The sequence below is a fragment of the Mycolicibacterium helvum genome, from assembly GCF_010731895.1.
GTDB classification, from domain to species: domain Bacteria; phylum Actinomycetota; class Actinomycetes; order Mycobacteriales; family Mycobacteriaceae; genus Mycobacterium; species Mycobacterium helvum.
On the sequence record NZ_AP022596.1, the window covers coordinates 418,244 to 436,479 of the forward strand.

Genomic DNA, 18,236 nt, shown 5'->3' on the forward strand with positions numbered 1-18,236 from the left:
ACCGCACCGGATCTGAAATCATCGGACCCACGATTCGGACCGCGCAGGCTCAGATCGTCGCCCGGATTCGGCCGGTCGCATGTGTTCGGTTGATTTACGTCAGCAGGATGTCGGCGAGGGACGCCGTCTTGACGAATGCACGTGCCGCTGCGGCGAGTTCGTCGTTCAAGGTAACCAGCGCGTCGGCCTGCAGCTGGGTCAGCACGATGTACTCGACTTGATGTACGTCCGGCCAGTTCAGCTTGCAGGCCAGCCGCCAAGCATTGTCCTCCAGGGATCGGTCGCCGAGGAACCGGATCCGCAGGCCGCGGATACCGTCGAGAATCTGGCGTCCGGCGCGTTCGTCGATCTCGCCGCGGCGCACCGATTCGTACACCAGGCTCAGGACCTGCGAGCGCAGCAGGGTGGGTGCGGTCAGGCTGTGCTGCGGGGGTATAACAGCGTTATCTGTGGCAAGTTTCACGGCCACCGGTGCATCGATGACAAACGTAGACATCCCCGCGCCTTCGGATGGTTCACCGCTGTTGTGCCGGCTGACCTGCAGCTGTACTCGTACGAGATCACCGTCATCTATCCCTTCGGGACGGCGCAGGGCGATCTTCAGCGGGACCAGATACACCCCGTCTTTGGGGATCAGGGATGTGGTCACCTCGGTGGTGCCGATACGGACGTGCGCGGGGATGACTCCCCAGCCGTAGGTGAGCTCGCCATGGTGCGCGTGCAGGAACTCATCGACGTGCGCGGGTGTGGCGACGAAGAAATACGGTGCGGGGCCACGCCACTGGAACACCTCGGCCTCAAATTCCCAGTCCACAGCCACCCACGGTAACGCCGTAGAAGCTCCAGCGCCGGCGAAATCGCGCAGTACCGTCCGGGGCCCCGTTCAACCTGCCATGGACGGACCAGCCTGTTTACCCTGAGGGGATGGCAGCTGTGGGTGGGGCGCGTCCGGCCGCGGTCCTGGTGACGGGCATGTCGGGCGTGGGTAAGTCAACGGCGTTGGACGAGCTTGCCCGTCGCGGCTACACCACAGTGGACACCGACGATGGTCCGTGGATCCAGAGCGTCGACGGCGAGCCATTATGGCGCGAGCCGATGATTGAGGAGCTACTGCAACGGCCCCGCGCGACAGCCCTATTCGTTCAAGGGACGGTCGCCAACCAGGGTCGGTTTTATCACCGGTTCGACGCGGTCGTACTTCTCACCGCGCCGCTCGATGTCGTGCTCGACCGTCTCGAGCAGCGCACCAATAACCCGTTCGGCAAGCAGCCGGACGAACGTGCGCGGATCCTGTCGGACATCGCCACCGTTGAGCCGTTGCTGCGGCAGAGCGCTACGCACGTGATTGACACCACCCGTCGGCTGCCTGAGGTTGTTGACCTTCTGGTCGACATCGCCCTGGCCAGTGGAATGCCATGAGACGCTTCCCTCGTCGATGGCTCAGGATCGACGCCGGTAGTGGTCCCAAGCCCCATGGACTAACGGCACCGTGACCGTAGCGAGATGCCGAGTCGCTGCTATCCACCGGCCAGTTCGGCGCGTATCTCCAGGGACGCCGGGCGACGGAGGTCCTGCCGCATCTGGGTCCAAAGACCCTGGCTTTAACTCTCGGGGCGCGCCATAGTTCGCAGACATAGGAGGAAATTTCATGTCTCGAACTGTGTTGTGCCGCGATGTCATCGCCCAAGCTGTGCATCGTGCGTGCCGAGCGCCCTCGATCCACAACAGCCAGCCATGGCGGTTTGTCGGTGACAACACCGGCGCGCTGCAGCTGTTTCTGGACCGTGATCGTCTCGTCGACGCCGATTCTTCAGGGCGGCAGGCATTGTTGAGCTGCGGTGCGGTACTTGACCATTTGAGGGTCGCCTTGGCGTCGGCTGGATGGGCGGCAGACGTCGACTATTACCCCAATCCCAACGATCACACCCACTTGGCGTCGATCGGCTTCATTCCCATGGAATTCGTCACCGACGCCCATCGGCGCCGAGCCGACGCGATCCTCGCACGACGCACCGACCGCCTGCCTTTTGACGCACCTGCCGACTGGGATGCCTTCGAGCCAGCGCTGCGCCGTCAGGTCGGTGATGACATCGCTTTGTTGGATGTTCTCCCCAAGGATGCACGCCCGCAACTGGCCGAAGCATCCCAGCTCACTGAATCGTTGCGTCTATACGATTCGTCCTATCACGCTGAATTATCTTGGTGGACAGGTCAATTCGGAACAACAGATGGTATACCACACAGTTCGCTGGTCACGGCAGCAGAAGGTGATCGAGTGGATATCGGCCGAAACTTCCCCGTCACCCACCATTGCGAGAGACGTTCTCAAGTGCCAGAAGACAACTCGACGGTGGTTGTGCTGTCTGCTTTGGATGACACCCACCGCGACATTCTCACCTGCGGAGAGGCGCTCTCGGCGGCGCTCCTGGAGGCCACCATGGCGGGCTTTGCAACGTGTCCGCTGACCCATATGACCGAGGTCGCGGCCAGCCGTGACATCATCAGCCGACTCTCCGGACGCGCACTCCCCCAGATCTTGATCCGGGTCGGCTCGGTGCCGGCGGACACCGACGTGGAACCGCCGACCCCTCGCCGCCCGCTAGACGAAGTGCTGACCTGGGCTGCGGCATCGCGAGATTGAGTTCGGTAACCCGACGGCACCGCCGCGAGGGTCATACATCTTTCGGGCCAAGGTCGCTGGACCCACTTCCACGAAGTCACATCGCGGCCTGATTTTCCCCGGTATACGGTGGTTCCACCACCATGGCTTTCCCGCCACCGACCCGCTTGGCCTGGTACATCGCCTCATCGGCGCGCTGCAGGATCGCATCGAGATTGAGCTCGGCTGCGCCGATCGGCTCCCAGGTGACGCCCACACTGGACTGCAGCGCCAGCCCCGCCTGGTCACACAGCATCAGACTCTGCGCCCGTCTGACGAAGCTGTCCAACTCGTGTGCATCCAAAAGCGCAGCAACGAGCACGAATTCGTCGCCACCGACCCGCGCGGCAAGGTCGCGGGTCCGGATGGTCTTGGTCAGCTGCTCGGCGACTGCCTGCAACGTGGCGTCTCCCCTGCCGTGTCCGTGGTCGTCGTTGAGCTTTTTGAACCCGTCGAGGTCGATGAGGACAACGCCGAGTACGGCACCGCGCGGACTTCGGGCGAACATCAGCCCTGCTTCGGTGAACAGCCCGCGCCGGTTCAGCAGCCCGGTCAGCGGATCACGATTGGCCGCGTACGCGGTGGCACTGAGCCCACGTCGGGTGCCTTCGATGATCATGGCTGCGACCGCAGGCATCACAACGACGGTGGCCAGCGCCGGCAGGAAAAACAGCGACAGCTCCGCCAGGTCAGCCCCGTCGTGGGTGACGCCGATCCAGGTGAACGCCGCGATGGTCGCCATAGCAAAGCCGCAGTGCAGGAACAGCACCCGATACCCCAACAGCACCGCGGTGAACGCGCCGATCAGGCACATATAGACAGTGGCCGACAGCCGCGCCTCGGGCACGGCGAGCGTCGCGCCCGACACGGCCAGCGCGACGTCACCCCACACCGCGAATGCGATCGCCCACCGGTGATTCGGCCACGGCCTCACCAACCACAAGATGCCGATGATCAGCGCCGATACCAATATGCCTAGGTGGATGGCCCTGGCCGGGATGCCATGCGGGCCCAGCGGCTGCACCATGTGGAACTGTTCGATGGCACTGAGTAGGCCCAAACTGATGCACAGCACCCCGATCAGGATCCGGATGCGCCCCAAGAAGCCGGTGGCGCGCAGCACCGCGGTAGCGATGGCGAACTCGCGCCCACCCATGCGTCAGCCCTCGGGATATCGTGTCGGTATGTGTGACGAATAGTATCGGACACTACCGTCAGCGGCTACACCCCGGTCCCGTCGGCCGCGGTGTACGCCCGCCACCCACCGAATCGAGTGATCTCCTGCTGGCCCTCGACCAGCGCGGGCTCGCCGATCACGCCGAGCACGGTCGACCCGTCATCGAGGCGGACCTTCCCGATCGACAACCCGGGTGGCTCGGCGAGCAGGATACCGGCCAGGCCCGCAGCGGGCACCGCCCACACCTCGACCGCCACCGCGACCCCCGAGCCGTCGGTGACCCGGATCATCGCGGGGTGGTCATCGTTGATCGTCCACAGCCGGTACACCGGCTCAGTGGTGGCCTCCCGGACGAACGCGGCGCCCGCGGCGGCCATGTTCGGTGAGAGTTTCAGCCCGCGCATCAATGTGCCGTTGACCGCTAATAGCACTGCCTCGCTGTCATTTTCGTCGTCATGCACAGCTGCAACAGTAGCGCCGACGATTCGAGTTCCCGACGTGCCGGCCAGGATCGCCGGGATCTCCTCGGCCGCCCCGATGACCCCGACGGCCCCGGGCGTCGCGGCCACGAAATCGGCGACGGCCTCCACTTTGGGTTCCATCGACCCCTTGCCGAATTGGCCGGAGGCGAGGTAGGCGCGGGCTTGCTCAACCGTGATCGTGTCGAGCCACTTCTGCGACGGCGTTCCGAATCCGACGGCCACTCGCGGCACACCGGTGGGGATCATCAGTAGATCTGCACCTAGTTCATGGGCCAGCAGGCCGGAGGCGATGTCCTTGTCGACGACGGCTTCCACGCCGACCACGGTGCCGTCCGGTTCGAGCGCCACCGGGATGCCGCCACCGCCCACCGCGACGACGATCACGCCGTCGTCGAGCAGCCGGCGGATCACCTCGGTCTCCAGGATCGTCGTCGGCCGGGGCGAGGCCACCGTGCGCCGCCAGCCCCGGCCGGCGTCCTCGGCTATCGTCCACCCCTGGCTGGCGGCCAGCGCCGTGGCTCTGGCCTCATCGAGGAAGGAGCCGACCGGCTTGGTCGGATTACCGAAGGCCGGATCGTCGCGGCTGACCACCGAGTGCGTCACCACCGCGACGACCGGCCGGGACAGGCCACGGCGGGCGAGTTCGTTACGCAGGGCTTTGACGAACATGTAGCCGATCGCGCCCTGGGTGTCAGCGACGGCGTAGTCGACCGGGACCGGATCAACCTCGTCCTTGGCGAGTTCAGAACGGCGCAGGATGAATCCGACCTGTGGCCCATTGCCATGGGAGACAACGAGTTTCCAGCCTTGTTCCACCATGTCGATGAGCGGCGCTACCGCGCGAGCGACCGTGTCGTACTGTTGCGGGATCGAGTCGTGATCGGCATCGGTGACCAAGGCGTTGCCGCCGAACGCGACGATGGCAGTGCTCATTTGTCAGCTCCCGACGCCAGCGCGGCCAGCGCTTCGTTGAAACAGGCCATCGGCGCGGTGGTGATGCCAGCGCCGATCTGCCCGACGCCGGCCTGCCGGTGCGCGATGCCGGTGTTGATGATCGGCAAGACACCGGAATCGACCACCAGGCGGGCGTCTATTCCGGCCGGCGTACCGCCGAAGTTCAACGGCGGCAACGTGAACGCCGGATTAGTGCCCAGCGTGATGGACAACATGCGACGGCTGTTGGCCGTCGCATCGGCCGGGGTGCCACCCACGAATTGGACGATCGCGGGTGAGGCGGCCATCGCGAACCCGCCGAGCCCGTTGGTCTCGGTGATCGCCGAGTCGCCGAGGTCGGCGGCCGCGTCGTCGACCGAGTAGCCCGGGAAGTACAGCCCGTCAACGGGATTGGCGGGAGCCTGAAACCACTGATCGCCGGTGCCGGACAGCTTGATCCCGAAGTTCACCCCGTTGCGGGCCATTACCGTGACCATGCTGCTGCCCGGCACGCCCGCCGCGGCGTCCGACATCGACTTGGAAGCGGCCATCGAGATGTTGAGGAAGAAGTGGTCATTACCGGCGACGAACTCCAACGCACGGCGCACCGCGTCGGACGGCAGGTCGGAACCCAACAGCGACAACGTCAGCCGCTTGAACAACAACCCGGACGCAGCAGCATTGCGGTTGTGCAGCTCGTCGCCCATATGCAGTGCCTGGGCCATCAGCGGTTTGAGATCGGGGTCGGTCAATCCGCGCACCGCGACCTGCATGGTGGCGAAGAAATCGCCACCCAGCCAGCGCAGCCGGTCGAGCACATCGGGCGAGTTGGCGCCGAACCGCAGCACCTTGCCCAGTCCCTCGTTGAGGTTGCAGAAGGCCCGGTTTCCCGCCGCGGTGTTCTCCACCACCCACACCGGCATCGACGGGCTGATGATGCCCGCCATCGGCCCAACCGCGCTGTGCTCGTGGCAGGGTTCCAGCGCTATTTCCCCACTCTCGACGAGCCTCTCGGCGGCGTCGAGGTCGTGGGCCCACCCCTCGTAGAGGATCGCTCCGGCGATGGCGCCGCGCTGCGGTCCGCACATGTCGGGCCATGCGATCGGTGGTCCGGAATGCAGGATGCGGCGCTCGCCGGGGCCGAGGCCTGTGATCGCCTCGCCAGCGCGCACCAGATCGATCAGGCGTGGCTGCGCGCCCAGATAACGATCGAAGGCGATCTGGTTGGCCGCCTCGATGCGCGGGTCTGAAACCAGCGTGGCCAGTGTCCAGCCCAGCGCGGGATCGGCGCCCGCGGGCGGCGCCCACGTGACGTTGGTGGCCTGACCCCCGGCGGCGGTGACATTGGTCGCGAAGCCCTGCAGGCCGACGTTGACGACCTTGAGGTCCTGTTCGAAAAGCTTCTTCACCGCTGTCCTCCGAGCGCGCCGATCAGGGTCGCCGACCACAGGGCCGCCTCCGCGTTGCTGGACGCGACCAGCACCCCGGCGGACTGCAGGCCGGCGACCGCCGTGGCACGATCCTGCGGATCGAGGTCGGTGCCGCACACGTGGCCGATGAAGGCCACCGTTCTTCCGTCAGCACGGGCCGCGGCCCCAGCGGAGTCGATGATCGACATCAGTTCTGCCGTCGGATCGTCGGCCGAGCCGTAGCCGAGCACCACGTCGAACAGCACGACGGCTGTCGTCGGGTCGGCGATCTCGTCGCGGATCCGGGCGTCCTTACCCGACGGGTCGATCATCGGATGGGGTCGGCCCTGGGTGAATTCGTCGTCGCCCATGTCGATGATGGTGTGCTGCAGGCTGGTTCGGATCTCGGTCAGCGGGCTGTTACCCACCACCGGGGTGTTGGAAAAAGCGATGATGCCATGGGCCCGGTGCACCAGCTGCGCTTCGAAGCAGAATGTGCCGCCAGAGAAGATGCCCCGCACATACCGCTGGTCCGGGGCCATCGAGTCTGCGAGATCGGTAAGGGTGCGCCGCATCTCCGGTGAGATCGCGATATCGCCGGCGCTGGGCTGCTCGCCGCGGGCCAATTGCACAGCCATATCGGCGGCCTGGGCGAGATACGCCGCGCCGTAGACCCCGTCGCCAGTGATCGACTCCGGATCGGCGCCGAGGAAGATCACGACGACAGGTTTGGCGCTAGCCCCAGCTGCGGCAAGCACTTTCGCGGCCACCGCGGCCGAGGGCGGCTTGGACACCAGGACGATGACCGTAGTGGCCGGGTCATCGTCGAGGGCGGCCAGGCCGTGCAACATCGAGATGCCGCCGATCACGTCGGCGAGGTCGTGACCACCGGTGCCCAGCGCTTGCGACACCCCCGATCCGTTCTGGTGGATCCGGACGGTGACCTCTTGGGTGCCGGTGCCCGAAGCGCCGACCACCCCGATCGGCCCGCGCCGCACGACGTTGGCGAACCCCAGCGGGATCCCATTGACGATCGAGGTCCCGCAGTCGGGGCCCATCACCATCAGGTCGGCTCCGCGGGCGTATTGCTTGAGCGCCAGTTCGGCTTCCGCGCTGACGTTGTCGCTGAACACCATCACGTCCAGGCCCAACCGCAGTGCCTTCATCGCCTCGGCGGCGGCATAGTCGCCGGGCACCGAGATCAAAGCGAGGTTGAGCGTCGGGTCTTTCGCGACGGCCATCTGAATGCTGGTGGTGGGCGCGGCGGCAGCCGGTTCACCGCTGTCGCCTGCCGCCGCCGACAGCAGCTTGTCGGCGATCGCCAGCGCCTCGTCGCAGGCTTCATCGGTGCCCGACACGGCGACGACGAGGTCGTTGGGCCGAACCTCGAAGGCACCGAGACCGGCCGCGACCAGGTTGTCGACATTGGTGGCCGAGGCCATCACCACCGACGCGGCCTGGATACCCGGTATCGACGTCACCCGCGCCGACACCGTCATCAAGGACACCGAGTCCTTGTACAGGTTGGGATAGAAACGCGAACTGATTCCCATGCGTCAGGACGTCGCGGCGATGAACTCGTCGGCGTCGGACACCCAGCCGAAGATCCCGCCTTGGGCCTTGATCATCTCCAATGCCACCCGCTGGAATTCCGGAAAGTACGACGCCACACAGTCACTGAGCACCAGACATTCATAGCCCCTGTCGTTTGCCTCGCGCACCGTGGTGTGCACGCAGACCTCCGTCGTCACCCCGCAGACCACCAGCGTCTTGATGCCACGGTCGGACAAGATCTGACTCAGGTCGGTGGCATGGAAGCTGCCCTTACCCGGCTTGTCGATCACGGGCTCGCCGTCGATGGGATACAGCTGGTCGATGATGTCGTGGCCCTTCTCGCCGCGCACCAGGATGCGGCCCATCGGACCGGCCTCGCCGATGAACGTCTTGCCGCCACGGTGCAACTTCGCCGGCGGACAGTCGGTCAGATCGGGACGGTGCCCCTCCCTGGTATGGATGACCAGCATGCCGATCTCACGGGCCTTGGCCAGCACCCGCCCGATCGGTTCCACCGCGGCGAGCAGCAACGAGGTGTCATTACCGAGAGCCTCGCCGAAGCCGCCGGGCAACACGAAGTCACGCTGCATATCGATGATCACCAGCGCGGTGCTCGCGACGTCGAAGTCCAACGGGAAGGGCTCCGCATTGATCGTGGCCATCTGAGGTCCTCCTGAAACGCCGACGGGGCGGATCCATTGAAACGTAACCGGCAGCTGATCGCGCGGGTGAACATTTCTGCGGTGTAAACAAGGGAGCCGAGGTGCCGCAAGTCGATCGCAAGTGCCTTGCAAGTGTCGGCGGACATCGTCGTCACATGAAAACACCACAACCGCTCACCGTCACTCCCCGCCAACCCCACGATCCCGAGCCCGAACTTGTCGGCATCACGGTGGCGCACCGGGCGATGCTCACCGACGCCGGGCGGCTCGTTACTGCGGTGACCGCCATCGGCGAGTCCCGGCAGCGCTGCTCGCCCCAGCGTGCCCAAGCGATCGCCCGCTACGTCGACTTACTCTGCGAGTCCATCCATCACCACCACACCGTCGAGGACACCGTGCTCTGGCCGGTGATCGACGCCTGCGCCGGCGGTATCGTCGACCTCACCGAGTTGACCGAAGACCATGCCGCGCTGGATCCGCGCCTGGAGATCATCCGGCACCGGGCCAACGCATTCAGGGTCGCCGGCGGCGATCGCCGCACCGCTGCCCTGCTAGCCGCCGAACTGGCCGATCTGCGCAATCTGCTCACCGAGCACATCGCCGAAGAGGAGCGCGATATCTTCCCGGTGATCCGCCGGCATGTTTCGGTCGGCGATTGGCAGGCCGTGGAGAAGACCGCCCAGCGGACGGGTCGGCTGACGTTCGACGGGCCACGCACCATGGCAGCGGCCACCGACGACGAACGTTCGGTCCTGGGCGCGGAGGTCAACCCGGTCCTTAGGCTGGTGTTGACCGTATTAGCTCGGCGACACCGCAGATTCGAAGACGAGGTGTTCAGCGGCTGACTCGGTCGACGAGCTGTGCCGCCTCCGAAGCCAGCTGACTCTTCAGCGCGGTGGCGGCGGCCCGGTACCGTCGCGCCTCGGCGTCATTGCCCACCAGGTCGGCGACCGCGGCTAGGGCGTCGTCGACGGGACCGGCGAGCAGGCTGCCGTTGTCCAGGCCCGCCATCCGGCCCGAATAGGGCTGCAGGGCAACGGCGCAACGATTCGCGACATCTGGGTCACCCAGTGCCGCTGCGGCGTGGGCCCGCAGCGTAGTCATGGCCAGCCAGTAATAGGACCGCTCGACCGGCTCCCCGCTCGCCCAGATCCGGCGGGCATCCTCCTCGCGGCCGGCGCTCATCAGCGCCAGTACCGCGCCGTCGGCGATAGTGGTCGAGACGTAGGTGTGTACGGCAAGCAGGTCGTCGGCCAGCGGCGCCAGATCGCCACGGGCCAGCGCGGCGGTGAACCGGCCGACCAGGCCCATCTGGGCACCATTGGCCGTGCCTTGCTCAGCCAGCTGACGCGCGGCCGCGACGTAGCGGCGCTCACCGTCGTCGACTCGGCCGGCCAGCACGCTCAGCTGAGCCGTGAACACCGCCAACACGGTCAGCAACGGCGCGAGTTGGCCGGTGCCCGCTCGGGCCACCGCAAGGTCGACGTGGTCATGGGCCGCAACCAAATCAGAGCGCCCGGCCGCCGACAAGAAGGCCAGCCAATGCGCCACGGCCTGGTAGTCGACTGCGGCGGCGGCCTCGGCCGCGACCAGGAATTCTTCCGTCAGCTGCTCGCGAGCATGGGCCAGATCCGGACCCAGCGCGGCGTAGGCCCGCGCGTTGAGCGCGGCGCACAGCACCCGGCCGTGCGCTTGCCGATCCTGTTCGTACAGCGCGCGCGCCAACGTCAGCGCCTCCTCGCTGGCCGCCAGCGCAGCAGCATGATCGGCGCCTTCCAGCTCGGCAAACAGCGTGGTCAGCAGCCGGACCCGCACGGCAGGCGCCAGCTCGCCGTTCAACACTCGCTGCAACGGGTTGACGATCTCGGTGTCGGCTTCGTCGCTGATCCGGACCCGCCAGATCAACGGCGCGTGCCACGCCGTCAACAACCGGGCGGTCAGTTCGTCGGACCCGTTGGCCAAGGGCAGCGCCTCTTTCAGCGCGTCGCGGGCGGCGACGACATCGCCGACCCGGGCCGCCGCGGCCACCCATCCGCAATAGGCCGCCAGGATCCGCTCGACGTCTGGCTGCCCGGTCTCGGCGCGGCCGGCCAGCTCCAGCATGCGTACCGCGGCCCGCCATTGCCGAGTGGCTTCCACCGGTGCGCCGACCCGGTCGGCATCGCGGCCGGCGGCCATCGCCAGTTCTGCCGCGGCGGCCGCGCTGGCCGGTGTCGCAGCCGCGACCGCGTGATAGGCCAGCGCCGCCGGATCCGCTGTCCGGCCGGAAGTCAACAGCAACTCCAGGGCCGCCCCGTGCAGACGAGACCGGCGCAGCAGGGAGGTGTCTTCGTACAAGGTGTCACGCACCAGTGCATGCGCGAAGCGAACCCGTCCGGGTCCGGGCTCCTCCAGGAGACCGATCAGGACGGCCGGTTCCAGCGCATCGAGGACGTCGTCCGGGTCGCGGTGCGCGAGTTCGGCGAGCAGGTCAGTGTCGACGTCCCGGCCGAGCACCGCCGCTTGGCGAAGAGCCGTTACCGTCGCACCCGGGAGCCGTATCAGCCTGCGCCGCAGCACATCTGCCACCCCAACCGGTATCGCGACCCGGGCGGTGTCCAGACCCTCGGACATCATCAGACGCGCCAACTCCCGCACGAACAGCGGGTTGCCGCCGGTCCGATCGTGCAGCAGCCGCGACTCTTCCTCGGTGAGATCGGTCAATCCACAGTCGGCGGCCAGCGCGGTGGCGGCGCGGGCGTCCAAGCCAGCGATGCTCAGATGCGCGACGGTGCGCACCGCCAGTGCAGCGCGGGCGGCCGCCAGTTCGCTGTCCGACTCTGACGGGCGGTAGGTGGCAACGACCAGGACCGGACGGTCCCGCAGTTCGTGGGTCACCAGGCGCAGAAGTTCCAACGTCAGGCCGTCGGTGCGGTGCAGATCGTCCAGGACCACCGCAACCGGCTGGACGCTGGCGGATTGGGCGATCACCTCGGCGACGGCATGTGCTGTCCAGAAAGTACTTTGAGCGATGTCGGCGGTGGGTTCGGTTTCGTGCAGCAGCGGTGCGAGAGCGCGCAAGCGACGTGGATCGGCCGTGGAGAACGAATCGCTGAAGTGACGCAGCACCTCGGTCCACGCCCAGCCCGGTGGTGCACCGTCGACCTCGGGGCACCTGCCCGCCGCAACCGTCCAACCCACGGAGCGCAAGCGAGCCGCGGCCGCGTCGGTGACGGTGGTCTTTCCCGCACCCGCCTCACCGCTGACCCACACCACGCGGCTGCCACCTAATCGGGCTTCCTGCGCCGCATCGTCGATTGCCGCGAGTTCACGGGAGCGGCCATGTGGCGCCTTGGGTTCGGGGCTGCTCGGCGGCTGCGCCGGGGCCACCAGGAGCGGCAGCGCCGCCGGTTGGCCATCGTCGAGGCTCGGTGCATGGCTGAGGATGTCGCGTTCGAGATCGCGTAACGCGCGGCCCGGCTCGAGTCCCAGTTCCGCGGACAGATGAATACGCGTGTTGCGCAACACGTCCAAGGCGTCGGCTTGCCGACCCGCTCGGTACAGCGCGGTGGCCACGATGGCGGCTGCACCCTCCCTGGTGGGATGTTCTCGGACCACCCATTCCAGCTCTCCGATGACAGCGCTGCGGTGGCCCATTGCCAGCTCGGCGGAGGCTCGTAATTCGATTGCGGCGAGGCGTAACTCAGTCAGGCGGGCGATCTCGGCGATGACCCACGTGGCGTCCGACATTTCGGCGTAAGGCTCGCCAGCCCACCTATCCAAGGCCGCGGCGAGGAGCCCGGCCCGTTGCAGCGGGTCGGATTCGAACTGGGCTGCCCGGACTTGCTCGTCGAACCACCACACGTCGACGGCATCGGTGGGCAGTTCCAACCGGTAGCCCGGCGCGGCGCTGACGATGATCGCGGCCGGAGCACGCCGCGCCCGGCCGGGTTCGAGCGTCCGCCGCAGATGCGACACGTAGGCCTGCAGCGCCGACAGCGCTTTCGGCGGGGGTTCGCCTTGCCACAGGTCCTCGATCAACCGGTCGACCGACACCACTTGCCCCTTGGCCAGCACCAGTCGCGCCAGCAGGGAACGCTGCCGCGGTCCGCCCAGATCGACCGGCGCCGACCCCCGCCAGGCCCGGACGGGCCCCAAGACGGCTAACCGCATGGGTTGCTCATCGGGCGCCGTCATAGTGGAACGACCCTAACTGCTAGCCTCCCGATGGTGGTGATTCGCAATGCCTGACCTGGTGCTCTACGAAGTCATAGATCGCGTCGCGCTGATCACGGTCAACGATCCCGACCGGCGCAATGCCGTCACCGAAGCCATGTCGCAGCAGCTGCGCTCGGCGGTCGAGGCCGCCGAGGCCGAGGCCAACGCCGTCGTGATCACCGGCGCGGGCAAGGCATTCTGCGCGGGTGCGGATCTGTCTGCCCTCGGCGCGGCCGCCAAGGAGGGGCTCGAACGCATCTATGCCGGCTTCATGGCCGTCGGCCGCTGCACCCTGCCGACCGTCGCTGCGGTCAACGGCGCCGCCGTGGGTGCGGGACTGAATCTGGCTCTAGCCGCCGATGTTCGCATCGCCGGGCCGCAGGCCCTCTTCGATCCGCGGTTTCAGAAGTTGGGCATCCATCCCGGCGGCGGCGCCACCTGGATGCTGCAGCGCGCGGTCGGGCCGCAGGTAGCCCGCGCCGCCCTGTTGTTCGGCATGCGCTTCGACGCCGAGGCCGCCGTGCGGCACGGCCTTGCCCTGACCGTCGCTGAGGATCCCGTCGCGGCCGCGCTGGAACTGGCCGCGGGACCCGCGGCCGCACCGCGTGAGGTCGTGCTGGCCACCAAGGCGTCAATGCGCGCCACCGCCATCCCCGGCTTCCTGGACACCGACCACCACGAGGCGGCCAAGGACATCGAGCTCGGCCCGCAGGCCACCTCGATCGAATCGCCGGAATTCAAGGCCCGACTGGCCGCCGCGCAACGCCGCTGACGTTAAGCGACTCACACCCGCCGAGCGTGGGAGTTGCCGGCGCTTGACGGGTCGATTCGTCGACGAAAACCCACACGTTCGGCGTGGCCTCTCCTAGAGTCCGAAGATGACTCACACCACGTCGAGTCGATACGCCCGTTATGTCGGCCGAGTCGGGGCGCTGGCGTTCGCGCTCGGCGTCGGAGTCGCGGTCGCCGACAACCCCGGGGTCGCGGTGGCCGACACCGGGAGCTCCGGTTCGTCGACGTCAGCAGCGGCACACACGGCCGGACCCGCCGGCGCGCGAAGTCAATCCCTGACCGCTGCCAAGCGCGCCGGCACTGCGGAACCACGCGGCCGTGCGTCGGCCCGCACGGCCCCAGCACTCCCCCGCACCGCCATCACCCTGACCGATGTCCTCGGCTACGCGCGCCGCGAGGCGAAACAGATCACCCAGCAGCCGCCCGCCACCATCGGCAACATCTTCTTCGCCCGCACGCCCACACTGGCCTACAACGCCGCCCAGAACGTCCAGGCCGGCGACGGCGTCATCACCGGCACGCTCAACGCCCGACAAGCCAACGGGTACGCGCTCACCTACACCGTCACCCAGGCACCGCAACACGGCACCGTCGACATCCACGACGACGGCACCTTCACCTACACCCCCGACGGACAGTTCACCACGCTCGGCGGCACCGACACCTTCGCGGTGAAGGCCGACGACCAGCCCGGAAACCAGACCCATTGGCACGGTCTGGCAACACTTTTCGCACCTAACGGTGGCTCGACCGCAACAGCGAAGGTCACCGTTCTGGAGAATCCGGGAGCCGACGCGCCGACATCGGTGCTGTCCACCACCGATCAGCTCAACGCCGAGCAGATCGCCACCCAGATCGCCAACTCACCGTTCGTCCGCCTGGCCAAGGAGATCCTCAAAGTCGGCTGGTGGCTGGCCGCGCAGAAGAACTTCACCATGATCGGCGGGCCGGACAAAGAGAACATGGCCCAGCTCGATCAGGCGGTCACCGAGTACGCCAACCAGGCCGCGATGGAAGTGCTTCTGCTGAACTCCAACGCCCCCAAGTTCTTTCAGCAAGTGGCACCCAGCCATAGTTGGTATCTGCAGAGTTTCGCCGGTTCGCGGATCTGGTACGACAACCCCGACACCATCTACCGGTTCGTCGGAGTGAACAACGCATCGTCGTATGTGATCACCGGCAAGTTCGACGGATCGCTACCCGCCGACACCAACTTCAGTGTGCTGACCGGCTTGAACGGAGCCACGGCCGACAACATCAACGGCAAGGACCTGGTGCTGAACCCCGACGGGAGCTTCACCATCACGGTGGATTCGACGCCGACGCTGCCGGGGCAGACCAATCATCTCTATCTGCCACCGGGAACCAGCCTAATCACCACACGAAACACGTTGTCGGACTGGACCACCCAGGACCCAATGAGCCTATCGATCCTGCGAGTCAGCGGACCACCGGATAGCCTCTTCAGTCAGGTCGGTGGATTTGCGATCCCAGGCATCGGCCCACTGGTGTCGGGCAATCCGCTGCTGACGTCGCTGGTGTCGCTGATCCCGCCGCTACCCGCACCACGGCTGCTGCAGTCCGTCGAGGCCGCAGTGATCATGCTGCTGCTGGGCATCAGTGGCGAAGACAAGTACATGTCGGTCGCCACAAAAGACGCCACCTCGGGCCAGACCAAGCCGCCGAATGTGCTGTCGGATCCCGATCACAACGCGTCTTTCCTCGCGACGCAGTTGCAAAGCGTCGGCTACTTCCAGCTCGCCGACGATGAAGCCCTGGTCATCACGATCAACCCCGGCAAAGCGCGGTATTTCAGCGTTCCGGTGACCAATGACTGGACGATCACCGACAACTACTGGGACCAACAGACCAGCCTGAATGTCAGCCAATCCCAGAAGAATGTGCAAGACGACACGTACACGATCGTGGTCTCCCCCACCGATCCCGGCGTGGCCAACTGGGTGTCCACCGGCGGCCTGAATCAGGGCACGATCTCCATCCGGTTCCAGGACTTCGATCCGAACTCCACGATCGACCCGACGGTGAGCTCGCAGGTGGTCAAACTCAACGAGCTCGACGGCGTGCTCCCCGACGGCACCGTATTCGTCACTCCTGACGAGCGGGCGGCTCAGATCGCCACACGCCAACTGGGATACAGCAAGCGCTACACGCCCTACCCGCAGGCCTGACTTTGAGCGATTTCGGCGCTCAAATCAGAGGTCGAGTAGCGCCGTCTCCGGCGCCTCGATCAGCCCCCGCAGGTCGGTCAGGAACGCCGCGGCTTGCGCGCCGTCGGCGACGCGATGGTCGAACGCACACGTCAGCGTCATCGTCGGCCGGGCTACCACCGCATCGTCGACCACAACAGCCCGGGGCTTCAGCGCGCCCATGCCGAGGATCGCGGCCTCCGGGTAGTTGATCACCGGGACACCGTCGTCGAGTCCCAGCGCACCGAAATTCGACACCGTGAACGTCGATCCGCTCAACTGGGTGGGCGCCAGTGTGCCGGCCCGGGCCCGCGCCACCACATCGTCGACGGCCGCGGCCAGTCGCCGCGTGGAGCACTCCCGGGTATCGACGACCGGCACCACCAGGCCACGCTCGGTGGCCACTGCGACCCCCAGCCGCACGTCAGGATGTAGCCGAATCTCCGGTCCGGCTTCGGATTCCACCCAGGTCGCGTTGAGCATCGGGTGGCGCTCCAAGGCGATGACCAGCAGCCGCAACGTCAGCGCGAAAGGCGTCACCCCGAGCGCGTCCCGAAGCCGCAGCAGCGCCGAGCAGTCCACCTGCACGCTGGCGTGCGCATCGGGGATCTGGCTGCGCGACAACGCCATGTGGGTGGCCATTCGGGCGTGGACACCGCGCACCGGAACCGTCTGCGACGGCGGGGCCGTACCGGCAGCGTGCAGCACATCATCGCGGGTGATCACCCCGTCGGTACCCGAACCGGGTTGCAGCTCCTGCAGATCCACCGCGAGGTCGGCCGCCAGCTTACGGACCTTGGGGGCCGCGCGGGCCCGCCTGCTGCGATCCATACCGTTGTCGATGCCGTAGCCGACCAGTACCGGTGTGCGCGCCTCGGTTTCGACACGCACCAACAGGGTGCCCACCGCCAAGGTTTCCCCCTCGGCGCCACCGAGCTCCACGATCCGGCCGGCATAGGGACTGGGAATCTCGACTTCCGCCTTGTTGGTCTCAACGGTGCACAAGGTCTGGTTGAGTTCGACGACATCGCCGACGGCGACGGCCCAGCCGGTGATGGTGGCGTCCTCCAGGCCCTCGCCCAGGTCCGGAACCAGGAAGTCACTCATGGCCGTCGCATCGCTTTCTCGACGCAGTCGAGCAGCCGGTCCACTCCCGGCAGCCAGAGTTTCTCCATCCGGGCAGGCGGGTAAGGCGTGTCGAATCCGGTGGCGCGCAGCACCGGTGCCTCGAGGTCGTAGAACAGTTCTTCGGAGATCCGGGCCGCCAGCTCAGCTCCGAAGCCCAGCGTTCGTGGGCCTTCGTGCATGACCACCGCACGGCCGGTTTTGCGGACCGACGCCGCGACAGTGTCGAAGTCCAGTGGGCTCAGCGAGCGCAGATCGATGACTTCCACACTGCAGTCTGCGATTTCGGCTGCATTCAGTGCTGCGCCGACCAGCCCACCATAGGTGATCACCGTGACGTCGTCGCCGCTGCGCCGAACGGCGGCGTTGCCGATGGGTGGTCCCGGCACGGCGAGGTCGACGGCTTCGCGGCCCCAGTAGCGTCGCTTGGGTTCCAGATAGATCACCGGATCGCGGGCGGCAATCGCGTGCCGAAGTAGCCAGTAGGCATCCGAGGGTGTCGAGGGCACAACGACTTTCAGCCCCGCGGTGTGCACCCAATAGGTTTCGGTGGATTCCGAGTGGTGCTCCACCGCGCCGATACCGCCGAAGGACGGAATCCGCACCGTGACCGGCATGTCGACCTGGCCGCGGGTACGCATCCGGTACTTGGCGAGGTGACTGACCACCTGGTCGAACGCCGGGTAGGAGAAGCCGTCGAACTGGATTTCCGGAACCGGCACGAAACCGCGAATCGCCAGGCCCACCGCGACACCGATGATCGCTGACTCGGCCAGTGGAGTATCGAAACACCGCTGCTCGCCGAAGGTATCGGCCAGTCCCTCGGTGATCCGGAATACCCCGCCCAGAGCGGCGACGTCTTCGCCGAACACCAGCACCCGGTCGTCACCGGCCATCGCGTCGTGCAGGGCACGATTGATCGCCTGCGCCATGGTGAGGGTGGTGACGGTGGGCAGCCCGGTCAGGATCGGGCCGTCCGGCTGCGGTGTCCCGTCACCCCGCAATGGTGGCCGGTCGATGATCTGGGTCATCTCATGCC

General features: G+C 66.7%; 14 protein-coding genes. 5 read left to right on the forward strand and 9 right to left on the reverse strand.

Features of this window, described 5'->3' with window-relative positions:
* Positions 1–94: 94 nt before the first annotated feature.
* The gene (locus tag G6N38_RS01930) at positions 95–814 is read right to left on the reverse strand and encodes a type II toxin-antitoxin system VapC family toxin (protein WP_163746001.1); all 720 of its coding nucleotides are present in this window, start codon (positions 812–814) and stop codon (positions 95–97) included.
* 110 nt (positions 815–924) lie between these two features.
* Here G6N38_RS01930 and G6N38_RS01935 point away from each other — a divergent pair, with 110 nt between their 5' ends.
* Both G6N38_RS01935 and G6N38_RS01940 read left to right on the forward strand, forming a co-directional pair.
* Entirely contained in the window at positions 925–1,419 is a 495-nt protein-coding gene (locus G6N38_RS01935; RefSeq protein ID WP_246227628.1) for a shikimate kinase, read from the forward strand.
* 229 nt (positions 1,420–1,648) lie between these two features.
* Positions 1,649–2,641: an Acg family FMN-binding oxidoreductase gene (locus G6N38_RS01940; RefSeq protein WP_163746002.1), complete on the forward strand. Its 993-nt coding sequence runs from the start codon at positions 1,649–1,651 to the stop codon at positions 2,639–2,641.
* Between the two features lie 76 nt (positions 2,642–2,717).
* Here the strand turns inward: G6N38_RS01940 and G6N38_RS01945 are convergent, their stop codons facing one another.
* The 5 genes from G6N38_RS01945 to G6N38_RS01965 form a co-directional block, all read right to left on the reverse strand.
* The gene (locus G6N38_RS01945; RefSeq protein WP_163746003.1) at positions 2,718–3,815 is read right to left on the reverse strand and encodes a GGDEF domain-containing protein; all 1,098 of its coding nucleotides are present in this window, start codon (positions 3,813–3,815) and stop codon (positions 2,718–2,720) included.
* A 65-nt stretch (positions 3,816–3,880) separates the two neighbouring features.
* A complete protein-coding gene (locus G6N38_RS01950; RefSeq protein WP_197748116.1) occupies positions 3,881–5,251 on the reverse strand; it encodes a carbamate kinase in 1,371 nt (456 codons plus the stop codon).
* Complete coding sequence (locus tag G6N38_RS01955; protein WP_163746004.1) at positions 5,248–6,660, reverse strand: YlbE family protein; 1,413 nt, start codon at positions 6,658–6,660, stop codon at positions 5,248–5,250. Before G6N38_RS01955 ends, G6N38_RS01950 begins: the two co-directional genes overlap by 4 nt.
* Positions 6,657–8,213 carry an acyl-CoA synthetase FdrA gene (fdrA, locus tag G6N38_RS01960; RefSeq protein WP_163746005.1) on the reverse strand — a complete coding sequence of 519 codons (1,557 nt, stop codon included), beginning with the start codon at positions 8,211–8,213 and terminating at the stop codon, positions 6,657–6,659. The genes G6N38_RS01955 and fdrA overlap by 4 nt, the downstream gene beginning before the upstream one ends.
* A 3-nt stretch (positions 8,214–8,216) precedes the next feature.
* Entirely contained in the window at positions 8,217–8,876 is a 660-nt protein-coding gene (locus G6N38_RS01965) for a cysteine hydrolase family protein (RefSeq protein WP_163746006.1), read from the reverse strand.
* 155 nt (positions 8,877–9,031) lie between these two features.
* Here G6N38_RS01965 and G6N38_RS01970 point away from each other — a divergent pair, with 155 nt between their 5' ends.
* Positions 9,032–9,721, forward strand: coding sequence for a hemerythrin domain-containing protein (locus tag G6N38_RS01970; RefSeq protein ID WP_163746007.1), 690 nt, complete (start codon positions 9,032–9,034; stop codon positions 9,719–9,721).
* Here G6N38_RS01970 and G6N38_RS01975 read toward each other — a convergent pair.
* Positions 9,711–13,028: an ATP-binding protein gene (locus G6N38_RS01975; protein WP_246227631.1), complete on the reverse strand. Its 3,318-nt coding sequence runs from the start codon at positions 13,026–13,028 to the stop codon at positions 9,711–9,713. The genes G6N38_RS01970 and G6N38_RS01975 overlap by 11 nt on opposite strands.
* Positions 13,029–13,098: 70 nt before the next feature.
* Here G6N38_RS01975 and G6N38_RS01980 point away from each other — a divergent pair, with 70 nt between their 5' ends.
* Together G6N38_RS01980 and G6N38_RS01985 are read left to right on the forward strand one after the other, a co-directional pair.
* The gene (locus G6N38_RS01980; protein WP_163746009.1) at positions 13,099–13,845 is read left to right on the forward strand and encodes an enoyl-CoA hydratase; all 747 of its coding nucleotides are present in this window, start codon (positions 13,099–13,101) and stop codon (positions 13,843–13,845) included.
* A gap of 106 nt (positions 13,846–13,951) precedes the next feature.
* Positions 13,952–16,054, forward strand: a complete 2,103-nt coding sequence (locus G6N38_RS01985; protein ID WP_163746010.1) for an Ig-like domain-containing protein — start codon at positions 13,952–13,954, stop codon at positions 16,052–16,054.
* Between the two features lie 24 nt (positions 16,055–16,078).
* Here G6N38_RS01985 and G6N38_RS01990 read toward each other — a convergent pair whose 3' ends face one another.
* Together G6N38_RS01990 and G6N38_RS01995 are read right to left on the reverse strand one after the other, a co-directional pair.
* Positions 16,079–17,179 carry a dihydrolipoamide acetyltransferase family protein gene (locus G6N38_RS01990; protein ID WP_163746011.1) on the reverse strand — a complete coding sequence of 367 codons (1,101 nt, stop codon included), beginning with the start codon at positions 17,177–17,179 and terminating at the stop codon, positions 16,079–16,081.
* The gene (locus tag G6N38_RS01995; protein WP_163746012.1) at positions 17,176–18,228 is read right to left on the reverse strand and encodes an alpha-ketoacid dehydrogenase subunit beta; all 1,053 of its coding nucleotides are present in this window, start codon (positions 18,226–18,228) and stop codon (positions 17,176–17,178) included. The genes G6N38_RS01990 and G6N38_RS01995 overlap by 4 nt, the downstream gene beginning before the upstream one ends.
* Positions 18,229–18,236: the final 8 nt, after the last annotated feature.

Excerpts from the sequence above, each read along its gene's own strand:
- G6N38_RS01995 (WP_163746012.1), bottom strand. The coding sequence starts at position 18,228 with ATGACCCAGATCATCGACCGGCCACCATTGCGGGGTGACGGGACACCG.
- G6N38_RS01970 (WP_163746007.1), top strand. The coding sequence starts at position 9,032 with ATGAAAACACCACAACCGCTCACCGTCACTCCCCGCCAACCCCACGAT.
- G6N38_RS01950 (WP_197748116.1), bottom strand. The coding sequence starts at position 5,251 with ATGAGCACTGCCATCGTCGCGTTCGGCGGCAACGCCTTGGTCACCGAT.
- G6N38_RS01940 (WP_163746002.1), top strand. The coding sequence starts at position 1,649 with ATGTCTCGAACTGTGTTGTGCCGCGATGTCATCGCCCAAGCTGTGCAT.
- fdrA (WP_163746005.1), bottom strand. The coding sequence starts at position 8,213 with ATGGGAATCAGTTCGCGTTTCTATCCCAACCTGTACAAGGACTCGGTG.
- G6N38_RS01965 (WP_163746006.1), bottom strand. The coding sequence starts at position 8,876 with ATGGCCACGATCAATGCGGAGCCCTTCCCGTTGGACTTCGACGTCGCG.
- G6N38_RS01980 (WP_163746009.1), top strand. The coding sequence starts at position 13,099 with ATGCCTGACCTGGTGCTCTACGAAGTCATAGATCGCGTCGCGCTGATC.
- G6N38_RS01990 (WP_163746011.1), bottom strand. The coding sequence starts at position 17,179 with ATGAGTGACTTCCTGGTTCCGGACCTGGGCGAGGGCCTGGAGGACGCC.
- G6N38_RS01975 (WP_246227631.1), bottom strand. The coding sequence starts at position 13,028 with ATGCGGTTAGCCGTCTTGGGGCCCGTCCGGGCCTGGCGGGGGTCGGCG.
- G6N38_RS01935 (WP_246227628.1), top strand. The coding sequence starts at position 925 with ATGGCAGCTGTGGGTGGGGCGCGTCCGGCCGCGGTCCTGGTGACGGGC.
- G6N38_RS01945 (WP_163746003.1), bottom strand. The coding sequence starts at position 3,815 with ATGGGTGGGCGCGAGTTCGCCATCGCTACCGCGGTGCTGCGCGCCACC.
- G6N38_RS01985 (WP_163746010.1), top strand. The coding sequence starts at position 13,952 with ATGACTCACACCACGTCGAGTCGATACGCCCGTTATGTCGGCCGAGTC.